Source organism: Streptomyces sp. NPDC001787 (assembly GCF_040297465.1).
Lineage (GTDB): Bacteria > Actinomycetota > Actinomycetes > Streptomycetales > Streptomycetaceae > Streptomyces.
Genome location: NZ_JBEOZE010000016.1, coordinates 139,301 through 154,474 on the forward strand (window position 1 = coordinate 139,301; position 15,174 = coordinate 154,474).

The window sequence follows — 15,174 nt, forward strand, 5'->3', positions numbered from 1 at the left end:
CTTTGCTCCACCGGGGTCGCACCGCCCTCCGGGCGCCCCGCGCCCGGAGCCCGGTGCCACCGGACCTCCCCGCGGGACATCCCCTAACGGGCGGTTCCGTCCACGACCGGGCGGGCCTGGCCGGAGGCGGACTCGGCGCCCCGGCCGACCAGGGAGTCCAGGATCTCGCCGACCCGGATCGCGGTGTTGGACAGCAGGGACGACGTGATGCCGTGCGTGTGCTCCGTACCGCCCTGCAGATAGATCCCGCAGCGCAGGTCGTGGTCCGTCGTGATGCGGTAGTCGCGCTCGACGCGGACGCGGCCCTCGTCGTCGCGGAGGCAGCGGTCCGCGACCTCGCCGAGGAGGCGGAGGGGATCGACGGGGCTGTAGCCGGTGGCGCACACCACCACGTCGGCCTCCAGGTCGGTCTCCTCACCCGTGACGAGAGACCTCACCGTGGCATGGACCCTGTCCGGTGTCTCCTTGACGTCCACGAGCCGGGACACATTGAGGAAGCGCAGCCGCTCGGCGCCGAGGACCTTCTCCTGGTACATCTTCCGGTACAGGTCGTCGATCAAGTCGATGTCCACCACGGAGTAGTTGGTGTTTCCGTGATAGTCCATCAGCTGGGCCTTGACGTCGTCGGGCGCGGCGAAGTACTCGTCGACCGCCCCGGGGTCGAAGATCCGGTTGGCGAAGGCGCTGTCGTCCGCGGGGCTGTAGCCGTAGCGGGAGAAGACCGCGCAGATCTCGGCCTGCGGGAAGCAGCGGTGCAGATACGCGACGTTCTCCGCGGCGCTCTGGCCGGCGCCCACGACGACGAACCGGGAGGGCGAGGTGCCCTCCATTCCGCCTGCCTTCGAAAGCAGTTCGGAGTTGTGCCAGACGCGGTCGCCGCGCTCCACGCCTTCCGGCATGCGGGGACGCAGTCCGGTGCCGATGACGAGGTTGCGGGCGCGGTGGACCACGAGCCCCTCCGCCGAACGGACCGTCACATCCAGATGCTCCACGACTCCGTCGCGGACGACGGGCGTGACGCCGACGACCTCGTGGCCGTAGGAGACCATGTCGTCGACCTTGGCCGCGGCCCACTCGAAGTAGTCGTGGAACTCCACCCGCAGCGGGAAGAGGTTCTTGTGATTGATGAAGTCGATCAGGCGGCCCTTGCTCTGCAGATAGCAGAGGAAGCTGAATTCACTGGCCGGGTTCCGGAGCGTCACGAGGTCCTTGAGGAAGGACACCTGCATGGTCGCGTCGTCGATCAGCATGCCCCGGTGCCAGCCGAAGCGCGGCTGCTGCTCGAAGAAGTGGGCGGTGACCGTCTCCTGCCTGCCGACGCGTGCGTTGTGCTCGCTCAGCGCGATGGCCATGGCCACATTGGACGGCCCGAAGCCGATGCCTATGAGGTCGTAGACCGGTGCCGCGTCGCCAGGAAGAACCGGTGACATGTCACTCCCAATCGTAAGGAGAAGCCGCCTGTCAGACGCAGGCGTGGGGAAAGTACGACATACGAAAGACGGGCACGCCGACAGAACGACCCGCCAAAACTTAGGTGAGCCTAAGCTAATCTCACGCGACTGTCGATAGGGCAAGACGGAGAAATGGACAGCGAGAGCCGCCAACTGGGGCTCCAGGTGAGCGCGTTGCAAACTGAGGTAAGCCTTGCTTTACTTTCCATCGGTCAACCCCTGCTCTGAGGAGGAACCCCATGCGGGTCGCCATGTTCGGATACCAGACCTGGGGGCACCGGACCCTGCAAGCCCTTCTGGACTCCGATCACGACGTGGTTCTGGTCGTGACACACCCCCGGAGCGAGCACGCGTACGAGAAGATCTGGAGCGACTCCGTCGCCGATCTCGCCGAGGAGCACGGCGTTCCGGTAGTGGTCTGCAACCGCCCCGACGATGAGGTGTTCGAGCGTCTCAAGGAGGCCGAACCGGACATCATCGTGGCCAACAACTGGCGGACGTGGATACCCCCGCACATCTTCGGACTCCCGCGCCACGGCACGCTGAACGTCCACGACTCGCTGCTGCCGAAGTACGCCGGCTTCTCGCCGTTGATCTGGGCCCTGATCAACGGGGAGCCCGAAGTGGGCGTCACCGCGCACATGATGAACGACGAACTCGACGCCGGTGACATCGTGCGGCAGGAGGCGGTCCCGGTCGGTCCCACGGACACCGCGACCGACCTGTTCCACAAGACCGTCGACCTCATCGCCCCGGTCACCATCGGCGCCCTCGACCTGATCGCCACCGGGCAGACGGAGTTCACCCGGCAGGACCGCTCCGAAGCGAGCTTCTTCCACAAGCGCTCGGCCGAGGACATCCGGATCGACTGGACCTGGCCGGCGGACGTCCTGGAGCGCCTGGTCCGCGCGCAGTCCGCGCCGTACCCCAGCGCCTTCACCTTCCACAAGGGCAAGCGGCTCGAACTCCTCGCCGCGGTGGTGTCCCAGGGGCGCTACGGCGGTACGCCCGGCCGCATCTTCTACCGTGAGGGCGACGGTGTGGTGATCGTGGCCGGACCCGACGCCCGCACCGGCCGCAACCACGGCCTGGCCATCACACGCGTACGGACCGAGGACGGGCGGGAGTTGCCCGCGGCGGAGTACTTCACCTCCATGGGCGGCTATCTGACCAGCCGCCCCGACGCCTGAGCCGTCCCGGACGCCCGAGCCGCCCCTGACACTTGAACCGCCACTGACACCTGCCCGAGCCGCCCCGGCGGGCGGAATTCACCGGGGCGGAGTTCACGGTGCCGAACTCTCCGGGGCGGAGTTCACGATGCCGAACTCTCCGGGGCGGAGTTCACGGGGCGGAACTCACCGGTTGCCGATTTCACCCCGGCGGCGTTCGGCTCACCCGTTCGCGGCGAGGACCAGCGGAAGCACCTGCTCGCCGCCCGCCCGGCGCAGCAGCCGGGCGGCGACGGCGAGGGTCCAGCCGGAGTCCGTACGGTCGTCCACGAGCAGGACCGGGCCGGGAGACCCGGCGAGCGCACCGGCCAACTCCTCGGGAACCGCGAAGGCGCCGGACAACGCCCTCAGCCGCTGGGCGGAGTTGCTGCGCCGCGCCGCGTGCGCGCCGTCCGCCCCGGTGTACGCCAGGGTTCCCAGGAACGGGAGACGGCCGATGTCCGCGATTCCCCGCGCGAGGGAAGCCACCAGCTGCGGGCGGGTCAGGGACGGTACGGCGACGACTCCCACCGGCCGGGCGGTGGCGTCCTGAACACCGGGCGCCCAGCCGCCCGGGGAACGCGCCCAGTCGGCGAGCACCGCCACCGCGGCGCGCAGGACGTCGTCGGGGACCGGTCCGTCGGGCGCGTTCTCGGCCAGCAGCGGGCGCAGCCGGTTGCCCCAGCCGATGTCCGAGAGCCGGCCCAGGGCACGCCCGGTGGAGCACTGCTCCTTGGCGGGGATACGCCCCTTGAGCTCGATACCGAGGGCGGGCATCCCCGTCGGCCACATCCGGCGGGGCTCCACCTCCACGCCCGGACGGTCCAGTTCCCTCGTCGCCCCCGTCAGCGTCTCCGCCGATACGGAGGAATCGGCCCAGGCACCCGCGCAGTTGTCGCACCGGCCGCACGGGCTCGCCCCCTCGTCGTCCAGCTGCCGCCGCAGGAACTCCATCCGGCACAGGGACGTGCTCACGTAGTCGCGCATCGCCTGCTGCTCGGCCGCCCGCTGCCGCGCCACCCACGCGTAGCGCTCGGCCTCGTACACCCACTCGGCCCCGGTGGCCGTCCAGCCACCCTTCACCCGCTTGACCGCGCCGTCGACATCCAGCACCTTCAGCATGGTCTCCAGCCGGCTGCGCCGAAGATCCACCGCCGCCTCCAGGGCCGGAACCGACAGCGGCCTCCCCGCGTCGGTCAGGGCCGCGAGGGTCTGGCGGACCTGTGTCTCCGGCGGGAAGGCGGTGTCGGCGAAGTAGCGCCAGATGGCCTCGTCCTCCTTGCCCGGCAGCAGCAGCACATCGGCGTGGGCGACACCGCGGCCCGCGCGCCCCACCTGCTGGTAGTAGGCGATCGGCGAGGACGGCGAGCCGAGATGGACCACGAAGCCCAGGTCCGGCTTGTCGTAGCCCATGCCCAGCGCCGATGTCGCGACCAGCGCCTTGACCCGGTTCTCCTGGAGGTCGAGCTCGGCCTGCAGCCGGTCGGCGTTCTCCGTCTTCCCCGTGTACGAGGCCACGCGGAAGCCCCGCTGGCGCAGGAAGGCGGTGGCCTCCTCGGCCGCGGCGACGGTGAGGGTGTAGATGATCCCGGAGCCCGGCAGTTCGTCCAGGTGCTCGGCGAGCCAGCCGAGGCGGTGTGCCGCGTCCGGCAGCCGGACCACACCGAGCCGCAGGCTCTCCCGCTCCAGCGGGCCGCGCAGCACCAGGGCCTCTCCGGCACCGGTGCCCAGCTGCTCGGCGACATCCGCGGTGACGCGTGCGTTGGCGGTCGCGGTGGTGGCCAGGACCGGCACACCGGGGGCGAGCTCGGCGAGCATCGCCCGCAGCCTGCGGTAGTCGGGGCGGAAGTCGTGGCCCCAGTCGGAGATGCAGTGCGCCTCGTCCACCACCAGCAGACCGGTCGTGGCCGCGAGCTTGGGCAGCACCTGATCACGGAAGTCCACGGAATTGAGGCGCTCCGGGCTGACGAGGAGGACGTCGGTCTCGCCGCGCTCGACCTCCCCGTAGATCGTTTCCCACTCCTCCGGGTTGGCGGAGTTGATGGTCCGCGCCTGGATCCCGGCCCGCGCCGCCGACTCGACCTGGTTGCGCATCAGCGCCAGCAGCGGCGAGATGATCACTGTGGGGCCGGAGCCGCGACGGCGCAGCAGAGCGGTGGCGACGAAGTAGACCGCCGACTTGCCCCAGCCGGTGCGCTGCACCACCAGCGCCCTCCTGCGGTCCTCCACCAGAGCCGCCACGGCCTGCCACTGGTCCTCCCGCAGCCGCGCCGACCCTCCGGGGTCACCGACGAGCTCGGCGAGGATGGCATCGGCTTCGGCGCGGAGCTCCAGGTTGTCCATCCCCCCATGCAACCCGATGGCAAGGACAATGGACAATCGCCGCCTCCGGACGGCGGGCCGGAACGGGTGTTTCCGCTGGTCCTCGCGGTTCGGGCGGGAGAGATGGTCTCATCCGGGCGGTATCCGGGCAGGGATATCAGTGTCATTCCGGCTGATTCCCGTCAGCCTCAGCAATTGCTCGTTGCCGCCTGCGGATACGCCAGGAAGAATTGGAGTCGCTCCCCGCACGGTCTCTTCGCGGCCCGGAAGGGCTGTGCCGCGGCGCGCCCCCACCCACCCTGCCCGCACCGTGGGCGCGTAGCGAAGGGAGGACCGTGACCTTCGGATTCGCTCCGTCCGCAGACTCCGCGACAGCGGCGTCCTCGGTTTCCGCATACTCCGCCAACCACCTTGCCAGGATGCTCGAACCGGCCGAGTGGGCCTCCGCGGGCATCCCCCTCCTGCGCAGCCCGCGTGAGGTCGTCAGCGGCCTGCACGCCCGGCACCGTCCGACGCCTTCCACCGCCGTCGTCGCGGTTCTCGACCACGAGGAGCGGCTCACGGCCAGCGCCTCGTTCGTCCGCCGCACCACGGTGCCCGCGGACGGCTGGGACTTCCGCAACGCGCTGCTGGCCCATCTGCGCCGTGTCATTCCGCACGATCTGCGCCGCCGCACGCCGGTACGCACCGCCGTGCTCCTCTACTGCCGCGAGGGCGACGAGCGGTGGACCGAGGAGGACGGCGCGTGGATGTGGGGGCTTCGCGACGCCTGCACACTGCACGGCCTCCGGTGCGGCGCGTACATCACGCTGACCCGCGGCGGCTGGCAGGTGCTGGGGGAAGGCCGGGGCGGCCGTCGGCCCAGTTCACTGTCACGGCCGTCGGCGCTGACCGACACCGATGCCGGTCGGCACTCGGCACCGTCGAGCACCGGCGGCGGAGCGGCGGAGGCCCTGCGGCGCACCGCCGCCCGCTGAAACGATTACCCGATGTCCCGACTGCCGCGTGGGCGGCCGGGACACCGGACAACCGGGGACTGACGTCTCAGACGCCCGCGCCGAGCGCGGAGTTGATCGTCTGTGGGTCGCCGCAGACGATCAGCAGCGCCTCCGCGCGCTCCCGCGCCGCGAGCAGCGTGCGGGCGGCGGCGCCATCGGCGTCCCCGTTCACCGCGACCACGACCACGGGGCGGGCCTTGGCACGGGCGACCGCCGACGCGTCCCCGAAGAAGACGTCGTCACCGGCGTCGTGCTGGGCCCAGTAGGCGGCCTCTCCGAAGGAGAGCTCGTGTGCGGCCCACGGGTGCTGCTCACCGGTGGTGAGCACCAGGATGTCGCCCGGTGCCCGTCCGGTTTCGAGCAGCAGGTCGACGGCCCCCTCGGCCGCGTCGAGGGCGCCGCCGGCCGGAGCCGGGATCACCTGGAGCTGCGTTGCGGAACGATTCTCCGGCTTGGCCGGCACGGGCCGGGCGGAAGCGGGAGTGGGTGCGGGTTGCGTGCGCTGCGCCGGAGGCGCGGGCCGCGCGGGGCCCGGGACCGGACGTCCGGGACGCGGCGTGGCCGCGGAACGCGGACCTGGTACGGGACGGGGGGTCGGCGCGGTGCGGCCGGCGGCCGGAGTGACGCGGGGACCCTGGGCGCTCTCGTGAATCTGAGGCTCCTCGGGGATGAGAGGCATGAATGTGGTCGGTGAAACGCCGACACGGTCGGCATCGGAGGTGGGCGCGTGTGCGCGATCAGAAGTCGAAGCCGAGCTGGCCCCCGCTTTCCAGTTCAGCCGCCTCGGCGGAAAAACGGACCTTCTTCAGGTGCTGCCACCTGGGCAACGCGTCCAGGTACGCCCAGGAGAGGCGATGCTGGGGCGTCGGCCCCCGCTCCTCCAGTGCCGCCCTGTGTACGGGAGAGGGATACCCCGCGTTGGCGCCGAAGGCGAAGTCTGTGTACTCCTCGGATTCCGCGCCCAGTTCGGCCATCATCCGGTCGCGGTGGACCTTGGCGATGACCGAGGCCGCCGCGACCGCGATACAGGACTGGTCGCCCTTGATCACGGTTCGGACCTTCCAGGGCTGCCCCAGGTAGTCGTGCTTGCCGTCGAGGATGACGGCGTCGGGACGTACCGGCAGGCCTTCGAGGGCCCGCACCGCGGCGAGCCTGAGGGCGGCGGTCATGCCGAGTTCGTCGATCTCCTGCGGCGACGCGTGACCGAGTCCGTAGGCCGTGACCCACTTCTTGAGCAGCGGGGCCAGTTCGGCTCGGCGTCTGGGGGTGATCAACTTGGAGTCGGTGAGCCCTTCGGGCGGCTTCCGCAGGCCGGTGACCGCCGCGCAAACGGTGACGGGGCCGGCCCACGCTCCGCGTCCGACCTCGTCGACACCGGCGACGGTTCTGGCACCGGTGGTAGCGCGGAGCGAGCGCTCGACGGTGTGCGTGGGTGGTTCGTACGGCATGGCGCCAGCCAGCGTACGCCGACAGCAACGGCAGCAACACCCCGGGGCGCCCGGCATACCGCGGATACGCTCGCGGCCCGCCCCCGATCAGCGCGAACCGGCCACGGCCGAGGGCCCCGGAAGGCGTGCGGGCGGGCCCCCGCAGCGGCACGGAACCGCTCGGATCCGGCCCGATCGTGACCGGCAGGGTCGGGGTCCGGCCGCAGGGCGCCCGGTCCCGCCCACGTCCCGCCCGGCCCCGTGGATCAGTGGATCAGTACGGGTCGTAGGGGTCGTGGAGGTCCTCCTCGGTATAGCCGTCACGCTCGCTGCCGCTGCCCGGCGCGTAGCAGCCCCGTCCCTCGACGGTCGCTCTCCGGTTCTTCAGGATGTCCTTGGCCCGCGCCTCGCCCCAGCTGGTGGCGTACCAAGGCGCGTCCGTGGAGTCCAAGGTCCGCTGGATGTCCTGGAGCGCGCAGGAACGCAGCGGTTCCGGCAGCGTGTTGAGGGCCGGCACGGCGTCGGCCGAGAGGCCCTTGAGATAGGCGATGTCGATCGGCTTGTCCTGGCGGAAGCGCTGGACGTTCTGCTCCGCGATCACCCCGTCCGGTGAGAGCAGCCCGAAGGCGAGCACCCCGGCCGCGGCGCTGACCGCGACGGCCCTCGGCAGGAACCGGGCGCCGAACACGCCCGCCGCCAGAATCAGCACGAGCACCACGCCGAGCCAGAGTTCCACGGCGGCGACGGATATCCGGAGCCGGGTGAGGCCGAACTCGTCGACGTACAGGTCCATGCGGCGCAGCGCCGAGGCCACGACGACGAGCGTGAGCACGCACAGGGTGCCGAGCACGGACCGTACGAGGGTGCGGTCCCGGTTGCCGCCGCGCGGGGCCCAGCGCAGCGCCAGGGCGATCACCAGCAGGGTGAGCAGTGTGGCCCAGAGGAGCTGCCAGAAGCCCTGCCGGGCGTACTCGGCGCGGGTCAGCCCGGTCTCCTCCAGCACCTTGCCGTAGCCACCGAACAGGACGGCCAGCTGAAGGGCGATGAAGGCCGCGAACAGCAGATTGAGCACGATGAGCGGAAGTGCCCACTCCGCGCTGCCGCGGGGCTTGCCGGGGCGAACGGTGATCCCGTCCCAGCGCATCGGGGCAGCCGCGGTGTGGGCGGCGGCCAGGGCGCCCGTGAGACCGACCAGGAACAGGAAGAACCGCCACGGTCCGTCCGCGGCCGACACATCGGGGGCGAGGTCGCTCAGGAGGTCGGCGAACGCGGCGTCGGCGCCGGCGAAGAGAGCCCCGAACACGATCAGCAGCACGGCGGCCACCGCGGTGGTGCGTATCGCCGTGCCCCAGTGACCGCTCGACCCGGCGGTACGGTCGCGCAGTCCGCGCCAACCCCACAGGGCCCCGGGAACGATCGAGTCGGCCATCCCCAGCGAACCGGCCAGCACACCCGGCCAGCTCCGGCTGCCGTGGAGGGCGAGCGAGCCCAGCGCGAGGGCCGACACGACCGCGAGGAAGGTCGGCCAGCCCGCGTCCCGGAGGGCCGGGACGGTGAGGAGGGCGAGTCCGCCGACCGCCCAGGTCAGCGTCCATGGACGAGGACGGCGCCCCGCCGCCCTCGCGGCGAAGAACGCGGCCAGCGCCGCGGGCACCGCCACGATCAGGAGGTTCGCCCCGAGACCGTCGCCCAGCAGCGCCGCGCTGAGCAGCGCCGTGGCCAGAACCGCCCAGAGCGTGGCGGTCCGGACGGCGGCCGGCGGGGCCGGACGGAGCCGGGACAGCGACGAGGGCGCCGGCGGGCCGGGCGACCACGGGTGGCCCTCGTGCCGGCCGGTTCCCTGTCCGTGCCGTTCGTGCTGCGCCCGCGCACGGGCGGGCTCCCCGGACGGGGCGGACGCCTCGGAAGGCCGGCTGGACTCCTCGGACGGTCGATCTGACATGGGACCCCTCCCCCACCGGGGTTCACTCGCGCGGCGACTGGGCTGCGCGGCTGCCCCGGCGTCTCATTCGGCGCACGCCCGTCAAGATCGACAAGGGGCGGCGTGGCCGAAAGAGTAGCTGCGGACCGATGTCCTCGGGCTTCCCGCGTGATGCTGTGGCAGGACCGTGACAGTCGGCGCGGTGGGGCGGGTCGCGGGGCGACGGGGTGTTCTGCTCAAGGCTTTCCCGCGATCCCGGCGAATCGGCGCGCGGCGCCGGATGCGGTGCGCCGCACGGCGGAGGGACGTCCGCGTACCGGATGTACGCGGACGTCCGGCGACGCCGCGAGGTGCCGTAACCGTCGTCGCGCGCCCGCCGGGATGACGGGCCGGACTTCAGTGCGTGTGTCGAGAGTCGTGTGCCGGGCCGAGCCAGCGCGGGAACTCCTCCGTCCGCGCGAGCCAGGCGGCCGGGGGTGTTCCCGTCCCGCCCGCGGCGACGACTCCGCCCACGATGGCGCACGTCGTGTCGACGTCACCGCCGGCCTGGGCCGTCTCCCAGAACGCCTGCTCGAAGTCGCCGAGACTCCGTGCCGCCGACCAGAGCGCGAACGGCACGGTGTCGTGCGCGCTGGTGCGGCGTCCGTTGCCCAGGACGGCGGCGACCGTCCCGGAGTCGCGGTAGTCGAGCATGTCGCGCGCCCGGCGCAGGCCCGCGCCGACAGCGCTGCGGGGGACGAGGGCGATCACCCCGTCCAGCAGTCCCTCCGGCGTCGGCGGGCCGCCGGGGGCCGCGGCCAGTGAGGCGGCGGCGGCCACGGCCATCGCTCCCACCACGGCCTCACGGTGCTGGTGCGTGGTGTACGAGGAGATCTCGGCCTGGTGAGTGGCCTGTTCCGGATCGCCCGCGTACCAGGCTCCGAGGGGCGCGATCCGCATCGCCGATCCGTTGCCCCAGGACCCCTGGCCCTGGAACAGCGCGGACGCCAGCTCACGCCAGTCGCCGCCCTCCCGGACCAGCCTGAGCATCCGGTTCACGGCGGGACCGTAGCCCCGGTCGAAATCGTGGTGCACGGCGAAGGAGCGCGCGAGGGCGTCCTGGTCGATACGGCCGTGTTCCACGAGGACGGCCAGCACCGAGCAGGCCATTTCGGTGTCGTCGGTCCACTGCCACGGGCCCGGCGGCAGAGCGCGTTGTTTCAGCAGCGGATAGTTGGCGGGGACGAAGAACTGGGAGCCCAGGGCGTCTCCCACGGACAGCCCACGCAGGCTGGCCAGGGCGCGTTCGAAGCGCCGGTCGGAAGCAGAATCAGCGGTCATCGCCCTGCCACTCTATCCGGTGATGCCGTACGGCTCAGGGGTGCGCCAGCGTATGAATGGCCGGTCGAGGGTGTAGCGGCCGTCCGCGCCGAGCTGGAGGGTGCGCGTCTCGCCGTTCCCCGGGTTGGACAGGGACTCGAACTCCGCCACCGACCAGTGGAACCAGCGCATGCAGAACAGCCTCATGGTCAGCCCGTGGGTGACCAGCAGGACGTTCTCCGGGTGGTCCGGGTCCTCGAAACTCCGGTACAGACTCTCCAGGAACGCCCCGACCCGGTCGTACACATCGGCTCCGGACTCGCCCTGCGCGAACCGGTAGAAGAAGTGCCCGTAGGCGTCCCGGTAGGCCTTCTGCAGCCGCACGTCGTCCCGGTCCTGCCAGTTGCCCCAGTCCTGTTCGCGCAGCCGCGGCTCCTCCCGGACCCGCACCCGGCCGAGGTCCAGGCCGAGCGACCGGAAGGTCTCGTGCGTGCGCCGGTAGGGGGACACATAGACGCTCACCCGCTCGCCCTCGAACAGGTCACGCAGCCGGACCCCCGTCTCCCTGGCCTGCCGCAGCCCCGTGGCGGTGAGCCTCAGCGCGTGGTCGGGCTCCCGCTCGTACACCGTGTCATCGGCATTGCCCTCGGACTCGCCGTGCCGGACGAGGACAATGCGCTGCGGTCGTGCCATGGACCGACCCTAGATCGAGTCCGGCGCGATCGAGCAGTTGTCCGGACTCCATCCGGCGTATGTGACCAACGAAACGGCGGCGCAGCAGTCGGTCGTGGGAGACCACCACCAGTGCCCCGGGCCAGTGCTCCAGCGCGGTCTCCAGGTCCTGCACCAGCCCGAGGGCGAGGTGGTTGGCCGGTTCGTCGAGGAGCAGCAGGTCGGCGGGGCGGGCGAGCAGCCTGGCGAGCGCCAGTCGCCGGAGCTGGCCGGCCGAGAGCGAGCCGACGCGCACATGGAGGTCGCGGCGCCGGAACAGGCCGTACGACAGGAGCAGTTCGGCCTGATCGTCCGGGGCTCCCGGCAGCCCTCTGCCGAACGCCGCGAGCACCTGGTCCGCGGGGCGTCGCACCGGGATCTCCTGCGCGAGATACCCGATGCCGCCCCGGCGGACGACGGAGCCCGTGTCCGGAACCAGGACACCGGCCATGACCCGCAGCAGAGTCGACTTGCCCGAGCCGTTCCCGCCGTGGATCAGCAGCTTCTCCCCGGCCGACAGGGTGAACTCGTCGACGGCGAGCCGATCGCCGACACGGACACCCCGCAGGGACAGCAACTCCCCCAACGCCTCCCCGGCAGCGGGGCGGGCGGCGAAGCGCAACGTCTCCGGCGGTCTGGCCACAGGCTCGTCCTGGAGCCGTCGCAGCCTTTCCCGAGCCTGGCGGATCCGCCCGGACACCGATGACTGAACCCGCCCCGCCGCACGGTCGTACGCCATCTTGTTGCTGTCCTTGATCGCCCGGCCTGCCGCGACGCCATGTGCGGTGGTGCGCGTGTACTCCGCGAGCCGGGCACTCTCCTCGCACCAGCGCGCGTACGCCTGCTCCCACCGCCGGCGGGCGGCCTCCCGTTCCTCACGGAAGCCGGCGTAACCGCCGCCGTACCGCACGACCGATCTGCGGTCGGCGTCGATCTCCAGGATCGCGGTGGCGACCCGCTCCAGGAAGATCCGGTCGTGCGAGACCGCGACAACGGTGCCGGGGTGGGCCAGCAGCTCCGACTCCAGCCACTCCAGGGCCGCCTCGTCCAGGTGGTTGGTGGGCTCGTCCAGCAGCAGCACTTCCGGGGCCGCGGCGACCAGACAGGCGATGCCGAGCCGCGCCCGCTCCCCGCCGGAGAGACTGCCCAGGGTCCGTTCACGGCCGACATGGCCCAGCCCGACTCCCTGTATCGCTTTGTCGACGCGGGCATCCGCCTCGTACCCGCCGCGCAGTTCATAGGCGGTGAGAAGGTCCCCATAGGCCGCGAGGGCTTCACCACTCGCCACCCCGAGACCGGCCTCGGCCTCGCGCAGCCGCCGCTCCATCGTGCGCAGTTCCGCCAGGGCCACGTCGACCGCGTCCCCGACCGTGCGGGCGGGCGGCAGCCGCGGGACCTGGTCCAGAAGCCCGGCGCCGCGCCCGGACATCGTGACCACCTCGCCCGTATCGGGCCGTTCAAGACCGGCGAGCAGGCGCAGCAACGTGCTCTTCCCCGCACCGTTCTCCCCCACGATGCCGACGCGTTCACCGGGGCGGACGGAGAGCGAGACGCCTTCCAGCAGCACCCGGTCACCACGCGACACCGTGACATCGCGCAGCGAGATCTGAGTGGACACGGGCGCCTCCAGGCCGGGTAAATGCATTCATTGTCGCGTTAGCGAGAGTGTGGCACACTGGAGCCCACTAACGCAACGGGAGTAGCAATTGAGTGAGGAAGAGGCCGCCCCAGCGGCCGGCGCACATCCGGCACCCGGCACCCGGCGCCCCGGCGGACGCACCGCGCGCACCCGGGCCTCCGTCCGCGACGCCGTCCTCACCGGGCTGGCCGAACAAGGCTTCCCGGGGCTCTCCATCGAGTACGTCGCCGAACACTCGGGCGTGCACAGAACAACCCTCTACCGACGCTGGGGCAGCGTCGAAGGGCTGATCGTCGACGCTCTCGAACTCGCGGGCGAGGACGGCTGGACGCCGCCCGACACGGGCAGCCTGCGGGGGGATCTGCGCGCGCTTCTGCGCGAGACGGCCGATTCGTTCAGCGACCCCGCCGAGGCCGCCGCGCCGACCGCGTTCATCGCCGCCGCGTTCCAGTCACCGCGGGCCGCACAAGCACTGCACACCTTCTACGGCGAGCGGTTCTCGCGCTGCGAGGCCCTGGTGTCGCGGGCAGCCGAACGCGGCGAGATCCCCCACGGCACCGACGCCGGCGCGCTGGTGCGGGCGGCGTCCGCACCGCTGTTCCTGCGCCTGTTCATCACGCGCGAACCCGTCGACGCGGACATCGCGGACCGGGCGGCGGACGCCGCGCTCGCCGTGGCGCTGGCCGGGGTCTTCACGGCACCGACGCGACCGGGGCCCACCCCGGACCACACCTCGGACAGCCCCTGACCGGTCAACCGGCGCGAGCGACATGGCCGTTGGAGCCTCCGCCCGGGTGCGGGCCGTTCACACCGTCCAGGACGGTTCGAGCATCACCACGTCCCCTGCCAGCTCCGCGACATCCGTCTCGGTCTGCGCACGCGCCGACAGCCGTTCGGCGCCCTCCGCCCGGTACTTGCCGCGCTCGGCGCCGGAATTCCACATCGAAAGCACCAGGAACTCGTGCCCCGGCGCTTCCCCGAACACCCCGCGCAGCATCCCCGGCGACCCCGCCATCGCCGGATTCCACACCTGCTCCTGCATGAGCGCGAAGTGCTCGACCCGGTCCTCGTGCACCCGGCTGTGCGCCACCCTGACGACGTCCGCGTCCGCGAAGTGGGGTTCGAAACCGGTCTTCACGTCGAACCGGTGCTCGAAGAGCTTGACCTGCATGTCCCGTTGCGTTCCCGACTGCGCGGAAGCTATCCGGTCGTGGCCGCGGGCCATGAAGGAGTCGTAGAAGACACGGTTCTCCCAGAACGCGAACACATGGGCGACTTCGGGGTGCACTCGGCTCCACCCGCCGCTCTGTCCCCTGAACCCCGGCTCACCGAGCAGCCCCGCCCACTTTCGCTGCCCCCGCTCGAAGCCATGACGGTCGACCACGGTGCAGCGAATCCACTTGACCAGCACCGCGCCATCGTACGGCGCCGAACGTGGCACAGGTCACCCGCTCGGCGATGCCTGCCCGGAATCGGCGCATCCCGGATCCCTCGCGTATCCATCGGTTCACAGGTGTGTCGCCACCGCGGTACAGGTGGCCCGAATCCGTCGCCCGGTGTCAGGACAGTTGGTTCCATGGAGAGTTACGTACATGATCGGTTGATGAGAGCGGACCGTCGGTGCGGCGGCCAGGAGGGAAGCCCTGTGAGTACTCCCAACAAGGACATCGAGAAGGTCGAAGTACGGCTGAAATGGGACCCCAGCGAGAGCGGCGATCCGGCCAATGACCTCGACATCATCGCCGCCACGTACACGGTGGACGAGCCCTACGGCAGCCCCTCGTACCTGGTGCACTTCGACAGCCGCTCGCCGGACGGCACCATCGCGCTGAACCGGGACAGCAGGACCGGCCAGGGCCTCGGCTTCGACGAGGTCATGACCATCGAGCTGGACCGGCTGGCGCCGACGTACGGGCGGGTGGTGGTCGGGGTCGCCATCCAGCAGCGCAACGGCCACAAGACGTTCGGCGGGATACAGCGCACCGGGGTGCAGATCCGCGAGGGCTACACCACGCTCGCGGAGGACGACTTCTCCGGGGTCCCCGCGGCCACCGCGGCGGTGGTCGCCGAGTTCACCCGGGACAGCTCGGGAGTATGGGGGTTCCGCTCGGCCGTGCGTGGCTTCGAGGGGGACCCCGACTCGTTCGCCATGATGATGGGAAGCCAGACCCCGGGGACCTGATCCGGCGGCGGGAACC

Annotated in this window: 13 protein-coding genes; 4 read left to right on the forward strand and 9 right to left on the reverse strand. The window is 71.4% G+C overall.

The annotated features are described in order from the left end of the window. Window positions 1-83 precede the first annotated feature (83 nt). Window positions 84-1,430 (reverse strand): lysine N(6)-hydroxylase/L-ornithine N(5)-oxygenase family protein, encoded by a 1,347-nt coding sequence (locus ABT170_RS22515; RefSeq protein WP_351870126.1) that lies wholly within the window; start codon window positions 1,428-1,430, stop codon window positions 84-86. Between the two features lie 260 nt (window positions 1,431-1,690). Between ABT170_RS22515 and ABT170_RS22520 the strand changes: the two genes are divergently transcribed. Beyond that, complete coding sequence (locus ABT170_RS22520; protein WP_351870129.1) at window positions 1,691-2,641, forward strand: methionyl-tRNA formyltransferase; 951 nt, start codon at window positions 1,691-1,693, stop codon at window positions 2,639-2,641. A 201-nt stretch (window positions 2,642-2,842) separates the two neighbouring features. On the opposite strand, the gene ABT170_RS22525 is transcribed toward ABT170_RS22520, so the two are convergent. Then, window positions 2,843-5,002, reverse strand: a complete 2,160-nt coding sequence (locus tag ABT170_RS22525; RefSeq protein ID WP_329946848.1) for a RecQ family ATP-dependent DNA helicase — start codon at window positions 5,000-5,002, stop codon at window positions 2,843-2,845. A gap of 314 nt (window positions 5,003-5,316) precedes the next feature. On the opposite strand from ABT170_RS22525, the gene ABT170_RS22530 reads away from it, so the two are divergent. Continuing rightward, complete coding sequence (locus tag ABT170_RS22530) at window positions 5,317-5,958, forward strand: hypothetical protein (protein WP_329946847.1); 642 nt, start codon at window positions 5,317-5,319, stop codon at window positions 5,956-5,958. Window positions 5,959-6,025: 67 nt separating this feature from the next. Here ABT170_RS22530 and ABT170_RS22535 read toward each other — a convergent pair whose 3' ends face one another. The 6 genes from ABT170_RS22535 to ABT170_RS22560 form a co-directional block, all read right to left on the reverse strand. Continuing rightward, the gene (locus ABT170_RS22535) at window positions 6,026-6,658 is read right to left on the reverse strand and encodes a hypothetical protein (RefSeq protein WP_329946846.1); all 633 of its coding nucleotides are present in this window, start codon (window positions 6,656-6,658) and stop codon (window positions 6,026-6,028) included. Between the two features lie 58 nt (window positions 6,659-6,716). After that, the gene (rnhB, locus tag ABT170_RS22540; RefSeq protein ID WP_266924604.1) at window positions 6,717-7,427 is read right to left on the reverse strand and encodes a ribonuclease HII; all 711 of its coding nucleotides are present in this window, start codon (window positions 7,425-7,427) and stop codon (window positions 6,717-6,719) included. A 253-nt stretch (window positions 7,428-7,680) separates the two neighbouring features. After that, entirely contained in the window at window positions 7,681-9,348 is a 1,668-nt protein-coding gene (locus ABT170_RS22545) for a DUF4153 domain-containing protein (protein WP_351870133.1), read from the reverse strand. A gap of 375 nt (window positions 9,349-9,723) precedes the next feature. Next, window positions 9,724-10,647 (reverse strand): ADP-ribosylglycohydrolase family protein, encoded by a 924-nt coding sequence (locus ABT170_RS22550; RefSeq protein WP_351870136.1) that lies wholly within the window; start codon window positions 10,645-10,647, stop codon window positions 9,724-9,726. Window positions 10,648-10,659: 12 nt separating this feature from the next. Further along, entirely contained in the window at window positions 10,660-11,319 is a 660-nt protein-coding gene (locus ABT170_RS22555; protein ID WP_266924598.1) for a histidine phosphatase family protein, read from the reverse strand. Next, window positions 11,258-12,955 (reverse strand): ABC-F family ATP-binding cassette domain-containing protein, encoded by a 1,698-nt coding sequence (locus tag ABT170_RS22560; protein WP_351870139.1) that lies wholly within the window; start codon window positions 12,953-12,955, stop codon window positions 11,258-11,260. The genes ABT170_RS22555 and ABT170_RS22560 overlap by 62 nt, the downstream gene beginning before the upstream one ends. Window positions 12,956-13,043: 88 nt before the next feature. Between ABT170_RS22560 and ABT170_RS22565 the strand changes: the two genes are divergently transcribed. After that, window positions 13,044-13,724 carry a TetR/AcrR family transcriptional regulator gene (locus tag ABT170_RS22565; protein ID WP_351870142.1) on the forward strand — a complete coding sequence of 227 codons (681 nt, stop codon included), beginning with the start codon at window positions 13,044-13,046 and terminating at the stop codon, window positions 13,722-13,724. Window positions 13,725-13,781: 57 nt separating this feature from the next. Here the strand turns inward: ABT170_RS22565 and ABT170_RS22570 are convergent, their stop codons facing one another. Beyond that, complete coding sequence (locus ABT170_RS22570) at window positions 13,782-14,387, reverse strand: YdbC family protein (RefSeq protein WP_351870145.1); 606 nt, start codon at window positions 14,385-14,387, stop codon at window positions 13,782-13,784. Window positions 14,388-14,621: 234 nt separating this feature from the next. Here ABT170_RS22570 and ABT170_RS22575 point away from each other — a divergent pair, with 234 nt between their 5' ends. Further along, complete coding sequence (locus tag ABT170_RS22575; RefSeq protein ID WP_329946839.1) at window positions 14,622-15,158, forward strand: TerD family protein; 537 nt, start codon at window positions 14,622-14,624, stop codon at window positions 15,156-15,158. Window positions 15,159-15,174 lie beyond the last annotated feature (16 nt).

What these genes read in the sequence shown, in the direction of transcription:
- ABT170_RS22515 (WP_351870126.1), bottom strand. Translation starts at nt 1,430, where the DNA reads ATGTCACCGGTTCTTCCTGGCGACGCGGCACCGGTCTACGACCTCATA.
- ABT170_RS22520 (WP_351870129.1), top strand. Translation starts at nt 1,691, where the DNA reads ATGCGGGTCGCCATGTTCGGATACCAGACCTGGGGGCACCGGACCCTG.
- ABT170_RS22525 (WP_329946848.1), bottom strand. Translation starts at nt 5,002, where the DNA reads ATGGACAACCTGGAGCTCCGCGCCGAAGCCGATGCCATCCTCGCCGAG.
- ABT170_RS22535 (WP_329946846.1), bottom strand. Translation starts at nt 6,658, where the DNA reads ATGCCTCTCATCCCCGAGGAGCCTCAGATTCACGAGAGCGCCCAGGGT.
- rnhB (WP_266924604.1), bottom strand. Translation starts at nt 7,427, where the DNA reads ATGCCGTACGAACCACCCACGCACACCGTCGAGCGCTCGCTCCGCGCT.
- ABT170_RS22545 (WP_351870133.1), bottom strand. Translation starts at nt 9,348, where the DNA reads ATGTCAGATCGACCGTCCGAGGAGTCCAGCCGGCCTTCCGAGGCGTCC.
- ABT170_RS22550 (WP_351870136.1), bottom strand. Translation starts at nt 10,647, where the DNA reads ATGACCGCTGATTCTGCTTCCGACCGGCGCTTCGAACGCGCCCTGGCC.
- ABT170_RS22555 (WP_266924598.1), bottom strand. Translation starts at nt 11,319, where the DNA reads ATGGCACGACCGCAGCGCATTGTCCTCGTCCGGCACGGCGAGTCCGAG.